This window comes from Nitrospira defluvii, from assembly GCF_905220995.1.
Lineage (GTDB): Bacteria > Nitrospirota > Nitrospiria > Nitrospirales > Nitrospiraceae > Nitrospira_A > Nitrospira_A defluvii_C.
The window spans coordinates 466,866-488,079 of the sequence record NZ_CAJNBJ010000001.1 but is presented as its reverse complement, the minus strand read 5'-3'; the positions used below and the strand labels follow the sequence as shown (position 1 = coordinate 488,079).

At 58.1% G+C, this 21,214-nt stretch carries 18 protein-coding genes; 7 read left to right on the top strand and 11 right to left on the bottom strand.

Annotated features, from left to right (window positions below; translation table 11 throughout):
- Nucleotides 1–2: 2 nt before the first annotated feature.
- From KJA79_RS02310 to KJA79_RS02300, 3 genes are all read right to left on the bottom strand, one after another.
- Complete coding sequence (locus KJA79_RS02310; protein ID WP_213040379.1) at nt 3–1,151, bottom strand: FIST signal transduction protein; 1,149 nt, start codon at nt 1,149–1,151, stop codon at nt 3–5.
- A gap of 481 nt (nt 1,152–1,632) precedes the next feature.
- A complete protein-coding gene (locus KJA79_RS02305; protein WP_213040378.1) occupies nt 1,633–2,328 on the bottom strand; it encodes a hypothetical protein in 696 nt (231 codons plus the stop codon).
- Entirely contained in the window at nt 2,325–3,338 is a 1,014-nt protein-coding gene (locus KJA79_RS02300) for an NHL repeat-containing protein (RefSeq protein WP_213040377.1), read from the bottom strand. Before KJA79_RS02300 ends, KJA79_RS02305 begins: the two co-directional genes overlap by 4 nt.
- A gap of 271 nt (nt 3,339–3,609) precedes the next feature.
- Between KJA79_RS02300 and folD the strand changes: the two genes are divergently transcribed.
- The 3 genes from folD (at nt 3,610) to panB (ending at nt 6,304) form a co-directional block, all read left to right on the top strand.
- A complete protein-coding gene (gene folD, locus KJA79_RS02295; protein ID WP_213040376.1) occupies nt 3,610–4,470 on the top strand; it encodes a bifunctional methylenetetrahydrofolate dehydrogenase/methenyltetrahydrofolate cyclohydrolase FolD in 861 nt (286 codons plus the stop codon).
- 155 nt (nt 4,471–4,625) lie between these two features.
- The gene (locus KJA79_RS02290) at nt 4,626–5,516 is read left to right on the top strand and encodes a methylenetetrahydrofolate reductase (RefSeq protein WP_213040375.1); all 891 of its coding nucleotides are present in this window, start codon (nt 4,626–4,628) and stop codon (nt 5,514–5,516) included.
- Entirely contained in the window at nt 5,516–6,304 is a 789-nt protein-coding gene (gene panB, locus KJA79_RS02285) for a 3-methyl-2-oxobutanoate hydroxymethyltransferase (RefSeq protein ID WP_213040374.1), read from the top strand. The genes KJA79_RS02290 and panB overlap by 1 nt, the downstream gene beginning before the upstream one ends.
- 23 nt (nt 6,305–6,327) lie before the next feature.
- Here panB and KJA79_RS02280 read toward each other — a convergent pair whose 3' ends face one another.
- The 8 genes from KJA79_RS02280 to KJA79_RS23255 form a co-directional block, all read right to left on the bottom strand.
- A complete protein-coding gene (locus KJA79_RS02280; RefSeq protein ID WP_213040373.1) occupies nt 6,328–6,861 on the bottom strand; it encodes a DUF309 domain-containing protein in 534 nt (177 codons plus the stop codon).
- Nucleotides 6,848–7,666, bottom strand: coding sequence for a symmetrical bis(5'-nucleosyl)-tetraphosphatase (locus KJA79_RS02275; RefSeq protein WP_213040372.1), 819 nt, complete (start codon nt 7,664–7,666; stop codon nt 6,848–6,850). The genes KJA79_RS02280 and KJA79_RS02275 overlap by 14 nt, the downstream gene beginning before the upstream one ends.
- 64 nt (nt 7,667–7,730) lie before the next feature.
- Nucleotides 7,731–10,634 carry a response regulator gene (locus tag KJA79_RS02270; RefSeq protein WP_213040371.1) on the bottom strand — a complete coding sequence of 968 codons (2,904 nt, stop codon included), beginning with the start codon at nt 10,632–10,634 and terminating at the stop codon, nt 7,731–7,733.
- 17 nt (nt 10,635–10,651) lie between these two features.
- Nucleotides 10,652–11,602, bottom strand: a complete 951-nt coding sequence (locus KJA79_RS02265; RefSeq protein WP_213040370.1) for an ABC transporter substrate-binding protein — start codon at nt 11,600–11,602, stop codon at nt 10,652–10,654.
- 16 nt (nt 11,603–11,618) lie between these two features.
- The gene (locus KJA79_RS02260; protein ID WP_213040369.1) at nt 11,619–13,697 is read right to left on the bottom strand and encodes a TonB-dependent receptor plug domain-containing protein; all 2,079 of its coding nucleotides are present in this window, start codon (nt 13,695–13,697) and stop codon (nt 11,619–11,621) included.
- A 172-nt stretch (nt 13,698–13,869) separates the two neighbouring features.
- On the bottom strand, nt 13,870–16,743 hold the full coding sequence (locus KJA79_RS02255; RefSeq protein WP_213040368.1) for a response regulator: 2,874 nt from the start codon (nt 16,741–16,743) through the stop codon (nt 13,870–13,872).
- A 503-nt stretch (nt 16,744–17,246) separates the two neighbouring features.
- Nucleotides 17,247–17,666 carry a preQ(1) synthase gene (gene queF, locus KJA79_RS02250; RefSeq protein ID WP_213041349.1) on the bottom strand — a complete coding sequence of 140 codons (420 nt, stop codon included), beginning with the start codon at nt 17,664–17,666 and terminating at the stop codon, nt 17,247–17,249.
- Between the two features lie 33 nt (nt 17,667–17,699).
- Nucleotides 17,700–17,948: a methylenetetrahydrofolate reductase C-terminal domain-containing protein gene (locus KJA79_RS23255; RefSeq protein ID WP_425518091.1), complete on the bottom strand. Its 249-nt coding sequence runs from the start codon at nt 17,946–17,948 to the stop codon at nt 17,700–17,702.
- Nucleotides 17,949–18,414: 466 nt separating this feature from the next.
- On the opposite strand from KJA79_RS23255, the gene KJA79_RS02240 reads away from it, so the two are divergent.
- From KJA79_RS02240 to KJA79_RS02225, 4 genes are read left to right on the top strand one after another with little or no spacing between them, the layout of a single operon-like run.
- Nucleotides 18,415–19,314, top strand: coding sequence for a thiamine pyrophosphate-dependent enzyme (locus KJA79_RS02240; protein ID WP_213040366.1), 900 nt, complete (start codon nt 18,415–18,417; stop codon nt 19,312–19,314).
- Between the two features lie 27 nt (nt 19,315–19,341).
- A complete protein-coding gene (locus KJA79_RS02235) occupies nt 19,342–20,061 on the top strand; it encodes a 2-oxoacid:ferredoxin oxidoreductase subunit gamma family protein (RefSeq protein ID WP_213040365.1) in 720 nt (239 codons plus the stop codon).
- A gap of 19 nt (nt 20,062–20,080) precedes the next feature.
- Nucleotides 20,081–20,404: a hypothetical protein gene (locus tag KJA79_RS02230; RefSeq protein WP_213040364.1), complete on the top strand. Its 324-nt coding sequence runs from the start codon at nt 20,081–20,083 to the stop codon at nt 20,402–20,404.
- A 21-nt stretch (nt 20,405–20,425) separates the two neighbouring features.
- Nucleotides 20,426–21,190 carry a carbon monoxide dehydrogenase beta subunit family protein gene (locus KJA79_RS02225; protein ID WP_213040363.1) on the top strand — a complete coding sequence of 255 codons (765 nt, stop codon included), beginning with the start codon at nt 20,426–20,428 and terminating at the stop codon, nt 21,188–21,190.
- The last annotated feature ends 24 nt before the right edge of the window (nt 21,191–21,214 follow it).

Here is a 21,214-nt window from a genome sequence, read left to right as displayed (position 1 = left end):
CGTTAGTGTTCGGAGATGGTCGTCAAGGTCATGGTTTGATTATGGAGATCGCAGACTCCGCTCTTGTAAGGCGAAATTTCGCCATAGGAGTAGAAGCCGACCTGACTGCTGCCTTTCGGCAGAATGTCCAAGGTGGCTTCAATCTCTTCCTCTGTCCGTTCCCCGAGAACCAACCGTCGCCCCACGCAGCTGATGGCGATGGAGAGGGTAGGAGACGGTGTTGCTGCGTCGTTCTGGTGGTCGACGGCAAGGGTCGCCGCTTCGGAAGCCCCTTGAACCAATCGGTCGAAGTTTGCGCGCATCAACTGCGCCAGCACGCCCTCCGGCATGTCCCCCGCGAAGGTCATGGACTGCGCGGTTTCGTCGACCGCCAAAATGGTGCGCACCAAGACTTTCCCGTCAGAGGCGGACGTTCGAATCGCGAGAGGGAAGAGAAGGCCCGTCGCCGGGAGACCGGCAGCGCGATCCCCTAAATATTCCTTGTATAACTGCAAAGCTGGGCGTCCATCCAACTCGTACAGCACATTCCCTTTGGACTTGGTCACTAGCCGCTCCGGCCCGAACTTGTCCCATCCGCCCTTGGAGCCGTGTCCGAGCTTGACGTGGTCACCATACAAACCGATCGCCGTGACATACCCACCGACCAGCGCTCGATCTTTGATGACCCAGGTCCGCTTAAAGTCGGTCCCATCTCCGGCCAGACCGCCGGTGACCACGACGTCTCCTCCCAGCGTATCGTTGAGGCCTTTGACGAGTTCGCTGCCGTTGACGTTCAGGCCGTCCGAGAGCACGAGTACGCCTCGAAGCGTCGACTGTTTGAGTTGCCCGGCGATGGCGCATCCGGCCGCGTAGGAGTCCGCGGAAGTCTGCACGGATGCGTTGGCGTTGCGGAGCGTGGTGTGATCGAAGCGCACGGCTGCCACGACCAGGCTATCATCTGAAATCTCACGTCCGTGAATTTCCCCTGCGGTCGAGCAGCCCAGCACGGAACTTCGGGGGCAGGCGTCGAGCACCCGACGGAGACGTTCCGGTTTGTCGATCAGGCTTGGTGCGCCGAACAGTAGCAGGAGGGTGGCGTCGGAATCGAGTTGAGACAGCTGGGCCGGGGACCAAGACTGATCGGCTCGTAGACGGGTGGTGGTGACGTGCATGGGAGATTCTCCTCGTTAATGATGTCTGTCCAGCAATGCTTCCCCACCAGGGGGGCGTGATTGGTGTGTGAGGATGCGTTGAGACGGCCCATTGTGGCTGGCCCACCCTTCACGTCTGTTGCCGATGAGGCGCCTTCCTCTTCGTGCAGTCGTGCCGTCGAGCAACGCAGATCCGTGCCGGTGCCAATCGATGGGGTTCACGCCTGAAGTCGCTCAGGGGCTCTTTCCTACCGTTCTGTCGGCGTTGTGCGCCGTGCAGAGCAGGTGAGGGCAGACCGTTGAGGAATGTGCTCATAGGTTTCAATAAGTTATGACGTAGGACCCCGCCTGCATCCTGTCCCGGGTGCAGAATGTGGCTCAACTGTATCGGCAGAACTGACGGGTGACTAAAGGGGAAGAATGAGGATGCGACGGGCGAGCGTGAGTGATCCTCTGTCGGTGGTCTGGGCTGCGGCTGTATTCCGGTGGGCGGTGGTCGTCCCTAGTGGTGATGATGGTGGCACTCGGGGCCATGGACGTGGGGGGGCTCCGGCGGCGGGGTCAACTGTCCGGGAAGCACAATCCGGCCCGCTTCGTGTTGTTTGGTCAGATGTTCGGCAATCTCGGGGTGGAAAGTTTTGACGTAGCCGATCATCCCATTCAGAAACCGGCGTGACTGAAAGTCCTGGCCGGAAAATTCGGTCAGCAGAGCCAGTGCGCGATCAAGAATCTCCGGGGCTGAGCCGGCGTCGGTGATCTGTTGCGGTTGCTGTTTCACGAAGGTGTCGTATTCCTTTTTGAGGCGCTCGGCAAACACCGGCATGGGTGCGGATGGGACATGGAGCGGGCTCAAGGTGCGGCGCAGGGCCTGGATGGCGGCGAAGACTTCAGCGTCCTGTCCGTCACGACGGTCGTGGAAGTAACCGAAGGTGACGACTTCGATCAAATTGAACAGGGCCGCAGCCTTCTCGCCTCCCGCCACGCTGAGTTGGCGGTAGAGTTCACGTCGGACCGGGGCGAACTGTTCGCCCAGACGTTTCTGCTGATAGTCGCTTCCGGTATCGAGATAATCGCAGTCGGGCGGGCAGGTGATGCGTGTAAGCCGATGCTCCCCGCAACATTGGCTGCAAATCAAACCGGTCAGGGCGGGGCAGGAGCGTTTCCCCTTACGCTGGTTGCAATACACACATCGGCTCATTTGCGTGATGATCCTTCCTTTTCAGACTTTTTCGGCTCGACGAACCCGTAGTCTGCCAGTGTGCGTTTGGCGCGGTCGCCGGTCGCCGCGGTGGGAGATTCGAGGCCGTTGACCTCGGCCGCGTTCGAGTCCTGGTAGGGCACGAGAATCAAGTGATTCACGCGGTCGATTCCGATATCCGAGGGGCCAGGGAGATACTCCGCGATCACTTGAAACTTGTTGTTTGGCAGCATCCGCCAGATCTTTCCCTTCGTGACGTCGGCGACGTACATGCTACCCCATCGGTCGAAATCCACGCCGCTCAAATTTTGGAACCGCCCGGTAAAAAATCCGTTCGAGGCGAGTTCGCTGAGGGTGCCTTCAGGCGTGATGTCGAAGATTTTGCCGGAGTCATAACTGACCACGGCCAGATGGCCGGTTTTGGGATTCACGGCGACTCCCGAGGGCCCCGCCAAGTGAGCCCCTGACAGGTACAGCGTGAGGGTCGGCGTCGGCGTGAGATCAACCCGGTAAATCGCATTGCCACCCTGGTCGGCCAGGTAGAGATGGCCGTGGCCGTCGGGGGCGATGCCGACGAGCGACTGGGCGACCTTCCCATCGGTCGGGCGGGGAAGCACCAAGGTTGCGAGCGGTTTGCCGCTCGTCTTGTCGAAGGCCCGCAGGGAATCCAAGTCCGTGACGTACAGGACCTGATCCACAACGGCCATGCCTTTCGGGGCATGGAGGGTCACGTCTCCCTGGCCACCCTCGATGAATTTGAAGGCGGTGATGCGCCCATCGTCGCTCAGTTTGGTGATGAAGCCGTTGTTGTCGCGGGCGTCCGGCTCACCGTTGATATTTGAAATAAAATACGACCGTGACGCGGGATCGGCCAAGAAGCTGTGCGGCGATTCCAATCCGCTCACTTGCAGGGCCCAGGCCCCTGAACCGGTCAGGAGCACACCTGCTGCCCAAGCGAGAGCAAGCCCGAGACGGCGGCGGAATGGCCGGGACGAGACACGGTGACGCATGGTGGTGGATCTCATCAGCGAAGGTGTCGGACAGACGATGCTGTTGCTGCATCGTAGCCAAGGGTCTGGAAGACTGTCAAGGAAGCGATGCAAAGGCGGTGGCGAAGGGTGGACGGTCTGGCCGACATGTGTGACGACGTCGCGTTCGTCGGTACTGATTCGCCATGATGGCGGGGTGTGGCTGTCGGGTCCCTGCCAGCGTTGACTTGATGAAAAATTGCCTGCTATGGTGCCCACACTTTTTGCTGTCATTCAGGCCAGGGAGGATATTGTGGCTGCACGGATTATTGATGGGAAAGCGTTGGCGCAGCAGGTCCGGGAACGACTGGCCGTGGAGTCGGCCGCGGTGCTGGCCAAAACAGGAGTCAAGCCCGGGCTGGCGACCATTCTGGTGGGGGACGATCCTGCATCGCACGTCTACGTCAAAAATAAACAAAAGGCCTGCGAATTAGCGGGGATTTATGTCGACGATCACAAACTGCCGGCCAGCACATCGCAGGCCGAGTTGCTGGCGTTGATCGAAAAGAAAAATGCGGACCCGAAGATTCATGGCATCTTAGTTCAGCTGCCGCTGCCCAAGCATATCGAGAGTCGCGTTGTGCTGGAGGCGGTGTCGCCGAACAAGGATGCCGATGGGTTCCATCCGTACAACTTCGGTCGGTTAGTCGAAGGCAATCCGGTGTTTGAAGCTTGTACCCCGAAGGGTGTCATCAAGATGATCGAGTCGGCCGGAGTTGCGATTGAGGGCAAGCGGGCGGTCGTCGTCGGGCGGAGCAATATCGTGGGCAAACCGCTGGCGTTGATGTTGCTCCAGCGGAATGCCACGGTCACGATCTGTCATTCGAAAACCAAAGATCTTGCGGCGGTTTGCCGCGAGGCCGATCTCCTGTTGGTCGCGATCGGGAAGGCGAAGTTCGTGACGGCGGATATGGTTCGAGAGGGGGCGGTGGTCATTGATGTGGGGACCAACAAGGGGCCGGACGGGAAGCTCTGCGGCGACGTGGATTTCGAGCCGGTCAGCCAAAAAGCGGGGTGGATCAGCCCGGTGCCGGGTGGCGTCGGGCCGATGACGATTGCGATGTTGCTCGACAATACCGTTGAATCTGCTAAGAGAATGGCAGGGATGAAATAGGTCGATCGGGACGCGCCCGTTGCTCGCAGACCGCGCACGATCAGAATGCGCTCGGTCGATGCGCGCACTCGGGACGTCCCAATCCGCCCTTTTTCAAATGGGGTAGGGATGGGCTGGAGGATAGGGAGACCACAAACCATGCAGGGGAAATCTCGATGAGCCGGGAGCCGCGGCGACTCAAGGATGTGCTGGCGCAGGGGGAGTTTGCCGTCACGGTGGAATATAACCCGCCGAAGGGTACCAACCTCACCCACGTGGTCGAAAGCGCAAAGTCACTGGTTGGCCGCGTGCACGGGGTCAACGTCACCGACAATACCGCCGCGATCGTGCGGGCAGGATCCTTACCGGTGTGCCGGATCTTGTATGAGCTGGGCCATGATCCGGTGATGCAGTTGACCTGCCGGGACCGCAATCGCATAGCGATGCAGTCCGATCTCATGGGCGCGCATATGCTGGGCATCCGGAACATCCTCTGTCTGACCGGAGACTACCCGACGGTCGGTGATCACAAGGATGCGAAACCGGTCTACGACCTCGACTCAGTCCAGGTCATGCAACTGGTGACGGGACTGAACAACGGCAAGGATTATGCGGGCAACAAGCTCGATGGTTCTACCGACTTTACGATCGGCGGGGCGGTCACGCCGGAAGCAGATCCGCTGGGACCGATGCTGGTCAAATTCGAGGTCAAGGTGCGCGCCGGCGCGCAGTTTTTCCAGACCCAGGCGATTTATCAGCCGGAACAATTCAAGAAGTTCATGGACGCGGTGCGTCCGTTCAAGGTGAAGGTGCTCGCGGGGATTCTGTTGTTGCGGAATGCCAAGATGGCGGAATTCATGAACGCCAATATCCCCGGCGTCTGTGTCCCGCAGGAGATGATCGACGAAATGCGCGCCGCAGGCGATAAGCGGGCGCTCGATGCCGGCGTGGAGATTGCCGTGCGAACGATCAAGGCCGTCCGTCCCTACTGCGATGGCGTCCACATTATGGCCATCAAATCCACCGAACGATTGCCGGAAATTCTGACGAAAGCCGAGCTCGGGTGATGACGGTCCCGGACTTGCTGAAGTGCAAGCGCGATGGACGCAAGATTACGGTGGTGACGGCCTATGATGCCCTTTTCGCCCGTATCGTCGAACAAGCAGGGATCGACGTCATTCTCGTGGGCGACTCGCTGGGCGTGGTCGTGCAAGGCAAGGTAAACACGCTCTCCGTGACCATGGACGAGATGCTGTACCACACCAAGCTGGTGGCAGGGGCTGTCCAGCGCGCACTGGTCATCGGCGACATGCCGTTTCTTTCGTACCAGGTGAGCCAGGAAGAAGCGGTGCGAAATGCGGGGCGACTCCTTCAAGTTGGAGCTCATGCGGTGAAATTGGAGGGTGGTGCGGCGGTAACGGATCGTGTGACGGCGATGACGAACGTCGGCATTCCGGTGATCGGGCATCTCGGAATGACGCCTCAGTCAGTCCAGCAGTATGGCGGCTACAGGGTGCAGGGAAAGGGCAAAGACCGTGCGCTACAGCTGTTAGAGGATGCGCGCGCGCTGGAAGGGGCAGGTGCTTCGGCCATCGTCCTGGAGGCCATTCCCGCGGGACTGGCGAAGACGGTGAGTGAGGCGCTCACGATACCCACCATCGGCATTGGAGCAGGGCCCCACTGCGACGGGCAAGTGCTGGTGCTCTATGATTTGCTGGGATTGTTTGACGAGTTCGTGCCGAAGTTTGTGAAGCCCTACGGCAACCTCAAGGCCGAGGCGCTCCAGGCTCTTCGTCGGTACAAGGAAGACGTGGAGAAGGGGGTATTCCCCTCCGATTCCGAAAGTTACCACTGATCAGCCGGCTTCGCTCTTTGCTTTCAGCGACTCCCTGTTTTTCCGCCCTCTTTCGACAACGTGAACAGGATGTGCACGTTTGGCTCGCTCTTGTTGAGCCAGTGCACGAATTGTTCAGCGAGACTCTCTGTATCCAGGCCCATATATTGGACGGGGCAATCCCTCAGGCGAGCGAGCACCCGTGAAACGAGATTTTGCGTCGCCTGCTCGTGACCCAGTTCACGTTTGAGGTTCGCGGCGGCGCATTGAATGAGCGCCTGAAAGAAATTGCCGGCCTGTGTGCTGCGTCCGTACGCATGCCAGAACGCTTCAAAAATCTCGTGCGATTCCCACCAATAGGTCCAGTTATAGAGATCGATGCCGTAGAGATAGTCCTCGGACGTCATCCATTGATGCGGGTCAAACGGGCGGGGCTGAGGTTCGGACAGTTCGAATGAATGGCCTTGCGGATGGCGCCGAGGATGTGGCGTTCGGCCAGGAAGGAATCGGTAGGCTGGAAAGGGTCGGTCGGTATACCGAGGCCGCTCGGCCATAGCCGACTGGTCACTTTCGGCCACGAGTCTCCTCGCAGCCCACCTGAAAAACTTTCCCATCATCCAGACGCACCGCCGTGAGCTGTCTCCCGTACACGCAGCCGCTATCCAATGCCAACATGTTCGGCGTAAGCCTTAAGCCCATGGCGGCCCAGTGTCCGAAGACGATGGTCGTCGCCGCACTACGCCGGCCGGGCACATCGAACCAGGGTTGAAACCCATCCGGGGTCTCATCGGGTGGTCCCGAGAAGGACGATTCCATATTCCCTTCTCGTGAACAGGCTCTCAGTCGGGTCAGCACTTTGATGATGGTCGCTGCCCGAACCGGGCCCCTAAGATCAGGGCGCCATTGCAACGAGCCGCTTGGATGGAGCGCGCGCAAGGTCGTCACAAATTGGTCTCCTCGTATCGCGGTATGCGCCTCGTCGGCCAATTCCTCTGCCTGTTCGACAGTCCAGGCAGGCAGCAGTCCCGCATGGACCAACAGGAAGTCGCCTTCTCGATACAGCAGCGGTTGCTGGCGTAACCACTGCGTCAAATCGCGGCAGTCCGGCGCCTCGAGAATTGGGGTGAGGGTGTCACTGGGTCGAGGAGGCGTCAGCCCGGCGGCAACCGCGAGCAGGAAGAGGTCGTGATTGCCAAGAACCGTGATGGCCGCGGGGCCGAGAGCACGAATGTAGCGCAGAACCTTGAGAGAGTCGGGTCCCCGGTTGACGAGATCGCCGACAAACCACAGCCGGTCATGCTTCGGGTCGAACTGAATCGTCTTCGTGAGTCGTGTAAGGGAGTTGAAGCAGCCTTGAAGGTCGCCGATTGCATAGGTAGCCATGGGTGGGCTCAGACTAGCGCGGACCGGCGTGGTTCGCAAGTCACGAAGGGATGTGAGTGACGAATCAGGCGGCTGTGCGTTGCAAGAGCTCGCTGGTCATCGCGGCGCAGACGGCCTGGTGGGCGTCGGTCAGCTGGGCCAGCAGGCCGGGAGTCCCGTCGAGGCGCGCGAGGCGTCCCAGGTGTTCCAATTCTTTGCAATGGGCGGCCGTGGCCAAGGCGCCGAGTTGCGCACTGCTGGACTTTAACCGATGCGCCGCCTTGGCAAGGGCCACCGCGTCTTGGGTCTGAACGGCAGTGCGAATCTCCTCGACCAGTGTGCGCGAATCGTTCAGATAGGCCGTCAGAACTTTTGCCAAAATATCGGGACGTCCCGGCCGTTGAAGCGCAAGGATCGAGTCCCAGGCCGTCTTGTCAATCTCGGCAGGGGCGGGAGGCGGGGGTTGGTCAGGCGGTGCGTCGTCCGAGCCGGCCGATTGGAACGAGGCTGGCTCCCTGGGTTCAGCGGGTGTCTGTGCGCGTAGCCATCGCGTCAACATCTCGCTCAGCTGTGCCATCGTGAAGGGTTTCGCCAGATAATCATCCATACCGGCAGCCAGACACCGCGCGCGATCGCCTTCCATCGCATTGGCGGTGAGGGCAATGATGGGCACGTGGCGGTGGTCCGCTGCGTCCCGTTCCTGTTGTCGGATCGTGGCCGTGGCGGTAAAGCCATCCATCTCCGGCATCTGACAATCCATGAGCACGAGATCGAACCGTTCTCGCGCGACCGCCTCGACAGCGAGACGTCCATTGTCCACGGCTTGAGCGACGTGCCCGAGCATGTCCAGCATGCCGAGTGCAACCTCCCGGTTGACGGGTGTGTCTTCGACCAGGAGGAGGCGGGCGGCCTGAAACGGGATCGGGCCGGACGCGGAGGGAAGCGGAGCAGGCGTGTGAACGGGCGCACGATGCCTGGTGTGAAGCAGGCCGAGAAGGGCTTGGCGAAGCAAGGTGTTCCGAATGGGCTTGGTCACCCAAGCATCCAGGTCAGGCGTGCCGGGAGTCTTGGCGTCGTATCCCACCGATGTCAGCATCAAGAGCGGCAAGCCGGCGAGGCGCGGATCAGTGCGAATCGCTTTAGCCAACTCCAGCCCGTCCATCTCCGGCATATGCAAATCCAGAATGGCCAGGTCGAACGGCTGGGTCGAGCCGGAGCCGGTTCCGAGCAGTACCAATGCCTCTTGTGCCGAAGCGGCCAAGGTTGGAAGCGCACCCCAAGTGCGGAGATGTTCATGCAAGATTTCGCGATTAGCGGGCGTATCGTCAACGACCAGGATTCGCTTCATGAGTAAGGCTTGTTCGGGCGCCTGTTGCTGCCCGGGAGCCGCTGCCGGTTGCCGCTCGAAGACTGCCGTAAACCAGAAAATGGAACCTTGTCCCGTTTGGCTCTCCACGCCGATCTGCCCTTGCATGAGCGCCACGAGCTCTTTAACGATCGTGAGGCCGAGTCCCGTGCCACCGAAGCGTCTGGTGGTCGTGCCGTCGGCTTGGGAAAAGGCTTCGAAAATGCGCTGATGAGCCTCAGCCGGAATACCAACGCCGGTATCCTTCACCTCGAATCGAAGGGTAACGGTCGTGTTCGTCTCGGTGACCGCATAGACGCGGACGTTGATCTCCCCTTTCGCCGTGAACTTCAAGGCGTTACTGATGAGATTCAGTAAGGCCTGCCGCAGGCGAATGGGATCACCACGAAGGGCGTGCGTGAAGGGGCCGAGCAGCTGGCAGGTCAGTTCGATCTGCTTCCGCTGGGCGGGGCCAGCAAAAAGCTCGACGGCGTCTTCCACGGTCTCCTGCACATTGAAATCCAATTGTTCCAGCTGGAGTTTGCCCGCTTCGATTTTGGAGAAGTCCAGGATGTCGTTGATGATCGCCAGAAGCGCTTCGCCTGATTGCTGAATGGTTTTGGTCAGATGGCGCTGACGGTTGTCGAGGGTGGTCGACAGCAAGAGCTCGGTCATGCCAAGGACGCCGTTCATCGGCGTCCGGATCTCATGACTCATGTTCGCTAAAAACTGTGATTTGGCCCGGCTGGCCGCCTGGGCTTGTTCCGCGAGTCGTTGGGCCTCTTGCGATGCGAGTTCCAATTGCTTCGTTCGCTGAGCCACTTTGTCTTCCAAGCTCTGTTGGTATTCCTGCACCTGACTCTGTGAGATCCGTAACCGGCTGGTCATTCGATTGAACGCGTCGGCCAGCCGGTCCACCTCATCATGTGTGCCTGTGGCAACATCCACATCGAGCCGTCCTTCAGCGATGTGTCCGGCCGCCTCCACTAATGCCAGGATGGGACGAGTGATGCTTCTGGTCAGAATCAACGACATGGAGAGTCCGACCAATAACACGACTCCGATGACGAGTCCCGTGATGAGCACAAATTCCTGAAGGTTCTTTCGCAACCGCTCCTGACTGAGGCCCAGCTGAATGTAGCCGATGACTGCGCTCGGAGCCGACGCCGCATTGGACTCGAGAAAGAGCGGATCGGCGGCCGCCGCCGGCCGACTCACGACGGGAACCAGGATATCGATGTAGGCCGGATGCCCTGGCTGCATCGCCATCTCCTCGAACAGGACCTCTCCCGCAGCGGGCACGCGAGTTCTCGGCGTCGTCGGGATGGCGATCTTGGCGTCCCAGGTCTCTTCCAGGAGCGGCTGCCGGTCTTTGCCGAGCACGGCGGCATACGCGATGTCCGGCAAGGCATGAAGTCCGCCGACCACACGCCGCACGGCATCCTGGTTTTCCGTATACACGGCGTATTCGCTGTTCTGCGCGACCATGGCGGCGGTGGTGAGACCGGTGTTCACCAGATCCTGGTAGCGAGTGGTGATTTCCCGATGCACGACAAATGCCGCGATGCCGATTGCCGTGAGGACGACGAGCCCAATGCTCAGGAAATTCAGCTTATCTCGTAGTCCGATTCCTTTCTTCATCATCGTCATCCTCGCCGCAGTTATTGGAAAATATGCGTGGCGCCGCGTACGACATCCTGGGGCAATTCCAGGTTCATGGCACCGGCTGTTTTCAGATTCACCGAGTAGGTCACTTTGCGCGGGAATGTCGGCGCAAGGGACGAGGCACTGATCCCCCCGAGAATTTTCCCGGCAATCTCTCCGCATTGGCTTCCGATGTCGAGGTAGTCCCGATCTAATGCGTACAATGCGCCTGCCTTGACCCACGACGCGGACAACCCCGCCAGCGGAATCTTGTTACGAAGCGTACTCAGCAGAATCGGTTCGGCAGTTTGAGGAGTCATCACGACCGAATCCGAGATGCCCCAGAGCGCATCGACATGGCGTGAGAGGTTTTCCAACGCATCGGGAAGAGCTCGAGGTGTGTCTACCGCTTGAGTCACAAGGCTGAGGCCATTTTCTTTAGCGATGCGCAGAGCATGGCTCACCTTGGTCTGGTTTTCCTTGGGGTTAAAGAGCACGCCGACGGTATTGGCGGCGGGGACGATACGGTGGAGCCACTGCATTTGGAGATCCAGGGGAAAGTCGAGCAAGACAGCTGTGGCGTTGGAGGCAGCGTTAATGTCATCGGCCGTGACAATCATGGTCGCGATGATGGGCACCTGCCCCACGTCGCGCACGGCGGCTTGTGTGGCGGCACTGCCTAGCGTCACCACCAACCGGGCGCCGTTTTTCTTGATGTCCTCCAGCACCCCGGCAATCGAAGGGGCGCTTTGGGCAGTCCGGATTTCCACCGGCAGATTGATCCCTTGTTTGGTCAGCGATTGTTGAAGTCCTGCGAGCACGTCCTGATAAGGTTTGAGGTCCTGCCCGCTCAACACCACGATACGGCTGGATTCAGCGCATGCCGAATCGAGGCTCGCGGTGAGCCAGAGGGTGCTGAGGGCCAGCGCGAACCCCAGTGCCGTTATAAGGTGGATGAGTCGACGCATCGGTGATGCCAGTTCCTTAGAAGCGGTACTTCAGCTTCACCCAGAATGTCCGGCCATCCTGGTCAATGACATCCTGTATGTGTTCCCCCGAGCCGGGGTAGCCGTATTGCTGGTTCATCAGGTTGTTGATGTGCCCGGATAGCTCCCACCCTTTGACGATCTGTTGACTGAAGAGCGACACATTGAGAATGTAAAAGGGGCTGGCGTTATTTCCTGCGAGGGTAAGGCGTGAACTGGTATAGCGGCCCTCGATCCCGGCGAACAGCTTATCCGCTACGATGGGTACGATTAAGTTGGCTTTCCCGAGATGTTGGGGGGAGTTCGTGAGCTTTTGATCGGTGTCATCGTTTTTTGTAGTTTGCAGGGCGTAGCTTAACCGGCCTTCGAAGCCTGACGGCCATTTCCCTTCCAATGTAAGTTCCATGCCCCTAGAGGTGATGTTGTCGGTATTGCTGAAAAATAGGAGGCCGTCGGTTTGGTCGATGGTCTGACTGATTAGGCCGGAGATGTTGTATTGGTAAAGACTGCTGAGGGCTCGAAGATGGTCCCCTAAGTACTGCTCGACGACGAATTCATAAGTCTTGATCTTTTCCGGTTTAAGATTGGGACTGGCCTTGAAGGTGGTTGACGTCACATAGAACTGTTCATAGGGATTGGGGGCCCGGAACGCCTGCCCATACAATAATTTCACGGTGGTCTTGTCCCAGTTCGAGATCAGGGCCAGCCGAGGATTGGTAGTGCCCCCGAAGGTGCTGTACTCATCGTGCCGAACCCCCGCGTTCAAGACCAGGTGGTCGGCAATCGCCCATTCGTCCTGCACGTAAAATGCTACAAAGCTGGAATGGCGCTTGTCGTCGAGGTAGGTGGCCGGCGGATCAAGGTCCGCGTTGCTTTGGTTTTGACGGAACTGATCTCGATACTCGGTTCCGATCGTGACTTTGTGGCTGTCGAAGAACCGTTTTGTGAGCGTGAGTTCGCCTCCCCACCAGTCGGTGTGCGCAGCATCCTTATTGATGGTAAACGGGGGAGTGCCGGCTCGGGCGTAGTCATAGGGAAGATGTGCGCGATAGTAATATCGATCGTAATAGAGCCGTGCTTTCACGTTGATCTGGCTCAGGAATTCGTGTTGGTAGCTCAGGTCGAGATAGGAACGTTCGTCGACGGTATTGAACCGGTTGTCATTGAACACTGTTCCAAAGGCGGCAGTCGGCACATTTTTCTTTCGCCATTGATACCCGCCCGTCAGTGTGAAATCCGCATAGCTCAGCTTGCCGGTGTAGAAATTTAGGTTGTCCCGATCCGCGTCCTTCGCAATGCCGTTATTGGTCGAGGAGAATGCCGGGTACGACAACTCGCGATGCCCTTCACTATCGGAGAAGGAGCCGGACAGGAGCATCTCAAGCCCGTTCGAAAACTTATTGCCGTAACTGAGTCGGCTTCGATACGTATTGAAGCTGCTGGCTTCCCCGGAAACCTCGGCGCCCTTCAGGTCCCGTCCCTGCTTCGTGATCACGTTGACCACACCCAAAAACGCATTGGTGCCATATAGCGAGGATCCGGGTCCTTTGATGATTTCCACCCGGTCGATCAAGTCAACATCGATCGGCATTTCCGTGCTGGTACCGCCTGAGTCGTACACGGCATCGTTGAGTCGATGGTTATCGATTAGCAGCAGGACACGAGAGGTATAATCGCCTGGCCGATTGAAGCCGCGAATTCCCAGGTAGCCGTAGTTTCGATCGTTGTTGGTAAACAAGCCCGGCACGCTGTCGAGAATCTGCGCAAAATTTCTGTAGCCGTATTTCTTGATCTGGTCGGCCGTGATGATGATGACGGCCGCCGGCGCCTCATTTACCTTCTGGTCATACTTGGCCGCACCATAGACCGAGGGAATTTCTTCAAAGAGCGTACTTTCCTGGCCCACGGCTTCGTGGTCGTCTGATGGGGCTGACAGGGGCACCTCGGGGAGATCCAGCAAGGCATCCCTTTGCACCGAGGGAGCATTCTCAATGCGCGAGGCCGCATGGGATGGGGGGATGAGAGCCGTCAGGATCGTGGCCGTCAAGAAGCAGCCGGCGACTGCGAACACTCTCACGTTGCAGGTTCTAGCAAGGTAGCGCATAGACGACTCCATGGAGTAAGACTTATCCGTCCGTTATCGGTCGAGGGCGTAGCTAACTTGACGAATTCAAGGCAAATGGTGAGGAGAAATGCCGTGACGTGTAGGAGAAGTCGGTGATGGAACGGGGTCGCGGAATCCCCAGCGGTTAGGTCGCGGATGGGCTTCGAAGTTCAGCGGCGATGGTGGTGCAGGCGGCCTGATGTGTCTCAGCCAATTGGGCTAGCAGGCGGGCGGCGTCGTCGAGGCAGGCGACTTGTCCCAGGTGTTCCAGCTCTTTGCAGTGAGCCGCCGTGGCCAAGACGCCGAGCTGCGCGCTGCTGGACTTTAATCGGTGCGCGGCTTTGGCGAGGGCGCCGGGATCGCGAGCCTGTACTGCAGCCCGAATCTCTTCCACGAGTATTCGGGAGTCGTTCAGATACGTGGTGAGGACTTTCGCCAAAATATCAGGACGCCCTGGTTGTTGCAGTGATCGAATCGCCTCCCAGGCGGTCTTGTCGATTTCCGCTTTCCTGGCAGGAGGAGCGTACTCGCGCGTCGATTGTCGTGGCGCAGTCTGTGCGGGTATGGACGGAGTTGGAGCGTCAGCCGTAGGTGGAATCAGCCATTGCTTCAGGATCGTGTGCAGTTGTGCCGCCGTAAACGGCTTGGCCAGATAATCGTCCATGCCGGCGGCGAGACAGCGGGTGCGATCGCCGTCCATCGCATTCGCGGTCAAGGCGATGATGGGGGCATGGTGCCCACCCCCTGAGTGACGCTCCTGTTGTCGGATGGCGGCGGTGGCCGTGAAGCCGTCCATTACCGGCATCTGGCAATCCATCAGAATAAGATCGAACTGTTCTCGTGCGACAGCCTCCAGCGCGAGACACCCGTTCTCGACGGCATGCACAGAGTATCCCAGGATGTCCAACATCCCGGTAGCCACCTCCCGGTTGACCGGTGTGTCTTCGACGAGGAGAAGACGTGCCGGGTGGCAGCCTGTTGTCACTGGTTCCGATAGCACCGGCTCCGGACGGCGTATCGGTGCACGCTGTCCTGTCCGGAAGAGGCCCAGAATGGCCTGTTGCAACAAGGTTTTCCTGACAGGTTTGGTCACCCAGCCATCGACTGCGGGCACCCCAGGCGCTCCGGCGTCGTACCCCACGGACGTGAGCATCAACAGGGGAAGTGAGGCCAATTGCGGATCAGCCCGAATCGCTTGGGCCAGTTGCATGCCGTCCATGTCCGGCATTTGAAAATCGAGAATGGCCAACTCGAACGGGTGCTTCGCGGTGGCCGCTCGAAGCTCCGCGAGCGCCTCGCCAGCGGACGCGGCCAGCACGGGGATCGCTCCCCACGAGCGGAGATGATCATCCAGAATCTCGCGATTGGCGGCGGTGTCATCGACGACGAGAATTCGTCGTTTGAGCAGGGCATGTTCCGGATGTTGCTCCTGGACGGTCGGCGGTTGTCGCGCAAAGACCGCCGTAAACCAAAAGGTGGAGCCGTGGCCGACCTGGCTCTCCACGCCGATCTGTCCCTGCATGAGGGAAACGAGTTCCTTCACGATCGTGAGTCCGAGGCCTGTACCACCGAAGCGGCGGGTGGTCGTGCCATCGGCTTGTGAGAAGGCTTCGAAGATGCGCTGATGAGCCTCGGCTGGAATGCCGACGCCGGAATCTTTCACGGCGAATCGCAGGGTCGCGGTGGTGTCTGTCTCGCTCACTGCGTCGATGCGCACGTTGATTTCCCCGGTTGCGGTAAACTTCAGCGCATTGCTGATGAGGTTCAGTAGTGCCTGGCGAAGCCTGATTGGGTCGCCACGAAGCGTTCGCGGAATCGAACTCGGCATGTGGCAGGTGAGCTCCAGCCCTTTGCGTTGGGCCGGGGTGGCAAAGAGTTCCACGGCATTGTCCACCGTATCCTGAAGATCAAAGTCCAGTCGTTCCAGCTGCAGTTTGCCCGCTTCAATTTTGGAGAAGTCGAGGATGTCATTGATGATGGCCAGGAGGGCTTCGCCGGATTGTTGAATGGTCCGTGTCAGGTGGCGTTGCCGAATATCGAGCCCGGTCGTGAGCAACAACTCGGTCATGCCGAGGACGCCGTTCATCGGCGTCCGGATCTCATGGCTCATATTGGCGAGAAATTGTGACTTCGTGCGGCTGGCGTCCTCCGCAGCTTCCTTTGCCAGCAGTAATTCCTGTGCGGTGCGTTTGAGCGGGGTAATGTCGGAGGCGACGCCGAGGTAGCCCGTGATCTTGCCGTCAGCGTCTCGCAGTGCTGTGATATTGAGCAGCACCGTTCTCCTGGTGCCGTCTTTGCGAAGGTACGTCCACTCTTGCTCATTGGGCAAATTGCGTCGGCATTTTTCCACGAAGACGTCGAATCCCGTGGCGATGGTCGTGCCGAATTGTTCGGAGAGTTGTCTGGCCCGCTCCACAATTTCCTCGGGAACATGAAAGATGCCCGGGTGTTGGCGGCCGATCAGTTCGTCGGCCGTGTAGCCAAGGAGCGCTTCTGCCGCCGGGTTGAACAGTTGTATGATGCCGTCAGGCCGGCAGGAAATAATCGCTGAGCCGGCATTGTCCAGAATGGCTCGCTGAAACGTTGCATAGGCGCGTAGTTCGGTTTCGGCCCGGCGTTGCTCGGTAATGTCGCGAACCGTGGCCTGCAATCCCTCGACGCCTTGGAGTGTGATGCGGGTCAACTGGACGGTCGCCAAAAAGTTCGGTCCGCCGACTCGTTTGTGCATCCATTCGAACAGGTAGAAGCCTTCCCGCATGGCGGCCTCGATGGCCTTGGGTGCCTTGACCATGGACAGCTCACCGTCCGGCTGATATTCGGGAGACACATCGCCAGGGCCGAGGGATGTGAAGTGCGCTTCGTCCCTTGCCCAAAACAGCTCGACGGTGGCCGGGTTGCAGGTAATAAAATTCCAGCGGGGTGGATACAAAATCATGATCGCGTCGCGCGACGATTCGAAGAGGCGTCGGTATTTCTCTTCGCTCTCCCGTAGGCTCGACTCGTACTGCTGTCGCGCCATGGCCTGTTCCGTGTCGTCCAGGCCATGGGGCGGCCTGTGTTGTCCGTCCTGCCTGAATGGCCACAGTTGTTGACAAATTCGGCGGATGGTCACGATCCGGGCTCCGTCATGCTGCGGACTGTCCTGTTCGGTCGAGCTCGTCTTGCATCAGGGCGCAGATTGCGTGGTGTTCGGGACGCAGGCCCTGGGAAAGCCCGGGGAGTTCCGCGGTTTTGCCTGCACGTCCGGCCGCTTCCACTTGCCCGTAGACGGCGGCGAGACGGTGTGCTCTGCCTGACGGTATGGGGTCACGTGATAATGCGGACGTACCCCGGGCCTGGTAGTCATGTACTCCGACAGTCTGATGTCGGTGGTTTTGGTGTAGGACTTGAGGCGTGCAACCTGTCCGTTACGTCCTCCAGGAGACGTCGATGGGACGGGGGATCGGTAATGATGGATGATGTGGGGCGTCCGAGCCGGTCTTGGGTGACTCGCTCGCCTTTCGGGCCCAGGGATAGAGTGATCTACTCGGGGTATCTGGCTTCGATCACGCTTCGAAGTCCACCACGAGCGGCGAATTCTCCTGTGACTTTAGCCCAGACCGGCCGGCAGGATGCTACGACGTCGCGCAGAATTCGGTTCACGGCATTTTCGTAAAAAATGCCAATATTTCGATAGGCGTGGATATACATTTTGAGCGCTTTGAGCTCAAGGCAGGCTTTGTCCGGTTTATAGTGAAGGGTGATGGTGCCAAAGTCCGGCAGATTGGTCTTGGGGCAGATGGCCGTGTACTCTGGGATGACAATCGTAATCTCGTATCCCTTGTATTGATTGGGAAACGTCTCGATGTCAGGCAGTACGGTGGAAATCCCACTCTTCGCGTGACGCTCGTTGTAGCCCAGCTTGGTGGTTGTACCCTTCCGCTTCGGTTTCTTGCCGCCCATTCCGTTCACACCGTCACCTCTTACCCAGCACAGTTAGACTTGTTTCATCCATTCCAGTTGGCCTAGGTCTTGAAGTTTATGGAACAGCGTCACCCAGGGGCAGGTCATGTCCGGGTAGACTTCGCAAAACCCCCCTCTGCGGACGCCCCCGCATGGTCCGTGACTCATGAATTTCGGACATTCGGCCTTGAGGGAGCCGTCAGGGATCGGTGGCCGCTTGTGGACACCTCCTACATGCTGGTCGCCATGTTCTTCGCCCGGGACAAGGACTCGTATCGGCATAATGTCGCAGTCATCCAATGACGTTAAGCGATAATCTTTACCCGCTTCTCCAGGGAACTGCAACTGAATTGAACCTTTATTTGTCACGGATGGTGATGGAGAAATCTTCGCGTTCAAGCCTATTTAGGGCCATGGACCTAGCGAGCTTGTTCGCAGTAGGCCTTCTTTCGTCTCGCGTGGGCCTTCTGTAAAGTTGCAATGCTTTTGCGCACTCCATTACGATTGTCATGGACTGGGATTGACGGGCTCCTTTGATTTTACCGTGCAGGTGCGATTGACAGATTTTTTCGTGCTTTGTTACACTCGGCACCGGTTCGAAGTCAGAAGCACTCGAACATTCCTATCCGTTTCAGGAACGCAGTTCAGTACTCAGGCCAAATAACGTCGATCTAATCTGCACCTGGCTTGTCCGGTTGTGAATATGGACCGGAACGGAGCCACCAGCGCATAAAAGGGAGGGAATCCTATGAGCCTTGATTACGTCAAGTTTTCAAACGGCTTTGAGAAGTTTATGCCGAAAGAATATCGGGACATGGTCGAGCATGGTCCCTTCGGAAAAAAAGTCTCTGTCTCGCAGATGGGGTCTTTTAAGGAAGTGCTCGAGGAACATCCAATGTGCGCCGGATGCGCCATGACCCTCTTCATTCGCCTTGCCATGATTGCATTCCCTAACCCCGAGGATACCATCACCGTCGGCACCGCCGGTTGCGGGCGTTTGGCGATTTCACAAGCTGCCATTCCATTTGTGTATGGGAACTATGGTGACCAAAATGGTGTGGCGAGCGGTCTGTCCAGAGGTCTGCGTCTACGTTTCGGTGACAAACCCAAGGACGTGGTCGTGATGGCCGGCGACGGTGGTACGGCCGACATTGGGTTTCAGCAGGTGCTTCACTCCTGGTTCCGCAAGGAGCGCTTCACGACGATCATGCTGGACAATGAAGTCTATGGAAACACCGGTGGACAGGAAAGCGGCATGACGAATCGCGGTGCCGTATTGAAGATGGCTCCGCTCGGTAAGAAGTTTGAGAAGATGGACATGCTGCAGATGGCCAAGGTTGCTGGGTGTGCCTACGTTGCGACCGTGGTTCCCAACAATCCTCGCCGAGTGGAGAGCGTGATCAAGAAAGCTGTGCTGATCGCTAGAGAGGTTGGGTCCACCTATATTCAGGCTTACACCTCCTGCAACATTGAGTATGCAATTCCGACCGACAAGGTCATGGAAGATGCGAAGAATGTTGAGAACGATCGATATCAGTTTACGGAGTACATCAGCGACGAGGCGAAGCAGTATTTGACGGAGCGGTACGGCTACAAAGAGTTTTTGCAGAAGCCGGCAGCCCAAACCCAAAGCCTTCCGAAGGCATAGGGCGGATTTCCTTAAGGAGGATCGAGCATGGCGAAACGATTCAACATCCGTATGGCCGGCGTGGGTGGCCAGGGCGTCGTCACCGGCTCACACATTCTGAGTACCGCGGTGATCAATGCGGGCGGAGAAAGTACGATTGTTCCGTTCTACGGATCAGAAAAGCGGATGGCTCCGGTCGAAAGTTACGTGCGGGTGTCGGATGAGCCGATTTATGAAATCGGTGAGATCACCTTTCCGCACATCATCATCATCTTCCATCCTCAGGTCATCACTCACGGAAAGTCGTATACCATGCCGTTCTACTTTGGCTTGAAGGAAGACGGTATTGCGCTGATCAACAACGATGGACCGATGAAATTGCACAAGGATCAGGCCCGTGAATTGGAAGAACGTCGCGCCAAGCTGTATTACTTCCCAGCTACCAAGATCTCCCTGGATGTCGCCGGGATGGATTTGGCCACCAACATGGCACTGATGGGGTGCATTGGTGCAATTACCGGTTTGACGAATATGATTGGCTTGGAGCAGGCCGTGAAAGATCGCTTCCTCGGGAAGGGATTCGTGGTGTCTGGTGGTACTGCCGCATTGGATAGCGTCGTCGAGAGAAAGTTCAAGAAGAAGCAGGAGTTGATCGAGAAGAACGTCGCGGTGATGCGGGCCGGGTGGAACTACGCGGTGGACCACGGTTGGGCTTCTCCGGAAGTAAAGCGCGCGGAAGAGCCGGTGGCTGCAGCCGCCGCGAACTAGGAATGCGGAAGGAGCGTCCATGTATCTCGTAGCCGATATCAATGTTGAGATTTGCGCCGCGAAGAGTTGCAAGCTGTGCACGCAGTACTGCCCAGAAGCCAATACCATCCTGTACAGCGACGAAATGGGGAAGGATAAAGGCTTTAAGTATGGTTCTGCCTATGTGGCGGTCGACCGCTGCAAGGGGTGTGCGCAGTGCGTCTGGGTCTGTGACAACATGGCTAAGAATAATGCCATTAAAATGATTATGATCGACCAGCTTCCGGTGGCCGCATTGACAGACAACATTACCTATGGGGAAAAAAGTACGACTGCAACATTGGTTAGCCCTGTAGTTGGGTAATCGTACGAAAGGGGAACGGGCGTGGGAACGACACAAGATACGAGAGAACGGATTATCGTGCCGGGACCGGCAGGGTTCCATCCGCCGTCAGCGGCTCAATTGGGGGTGTCGTTGCCTGATCCCGGGCAAGGCCTCTATTATGGACTTCTGGAGCCGAATGAAGACGTTGTCATCGAGGAGATGGCTCGAAAAATGCTGACGAGCCCGAATGCAACGATTTTCCCGGGGCCTCTCGTCCTGTGGGCATGGAACAACCATGCTGTTGAAAAGGCACAGGCGGTGTTGGAAATTGCTGCTCAGATTCCCGACGTGATGATTATCCCCATGCCGGACTATCGGCCCAAATATCCGAAGATTGACCCGGAAGAAGTCATCAACCCGAACCACCCCAATCTTACGATTTGGGGTAACAAAATTGAAGCGTGTATCTTTATTGGTGTGCACTGTCACTACGCCAATCTTACCCTTAAGATGATCCGTGCGGGGACCAATTGTTGCACGATGGCCATTTGCGCCGAGCAAGGGCACGAGGACGCCATGCTGACGATCCGGGATTCAGATACGTTGAAGTTGAAGAAAACGGCTCAAATCTTCAAAAAAGTCCGTGAAGAAATGGGCATTAAATTGCCCGACAATGGCGAAAACGTCCGCTTCACAGGCACTCAATCCAAGGTCCACAATGGCAAAACGCATACCAATCCTATGACTTTCATGCCTTCGGCTGGCGGCGTGGGTAGTGCTGCCGTTTTTGGTCACTCTGCTGATCAAATGAAACGCGAAGGCTAAGTTTTAGGCTACGGCGATACAGGC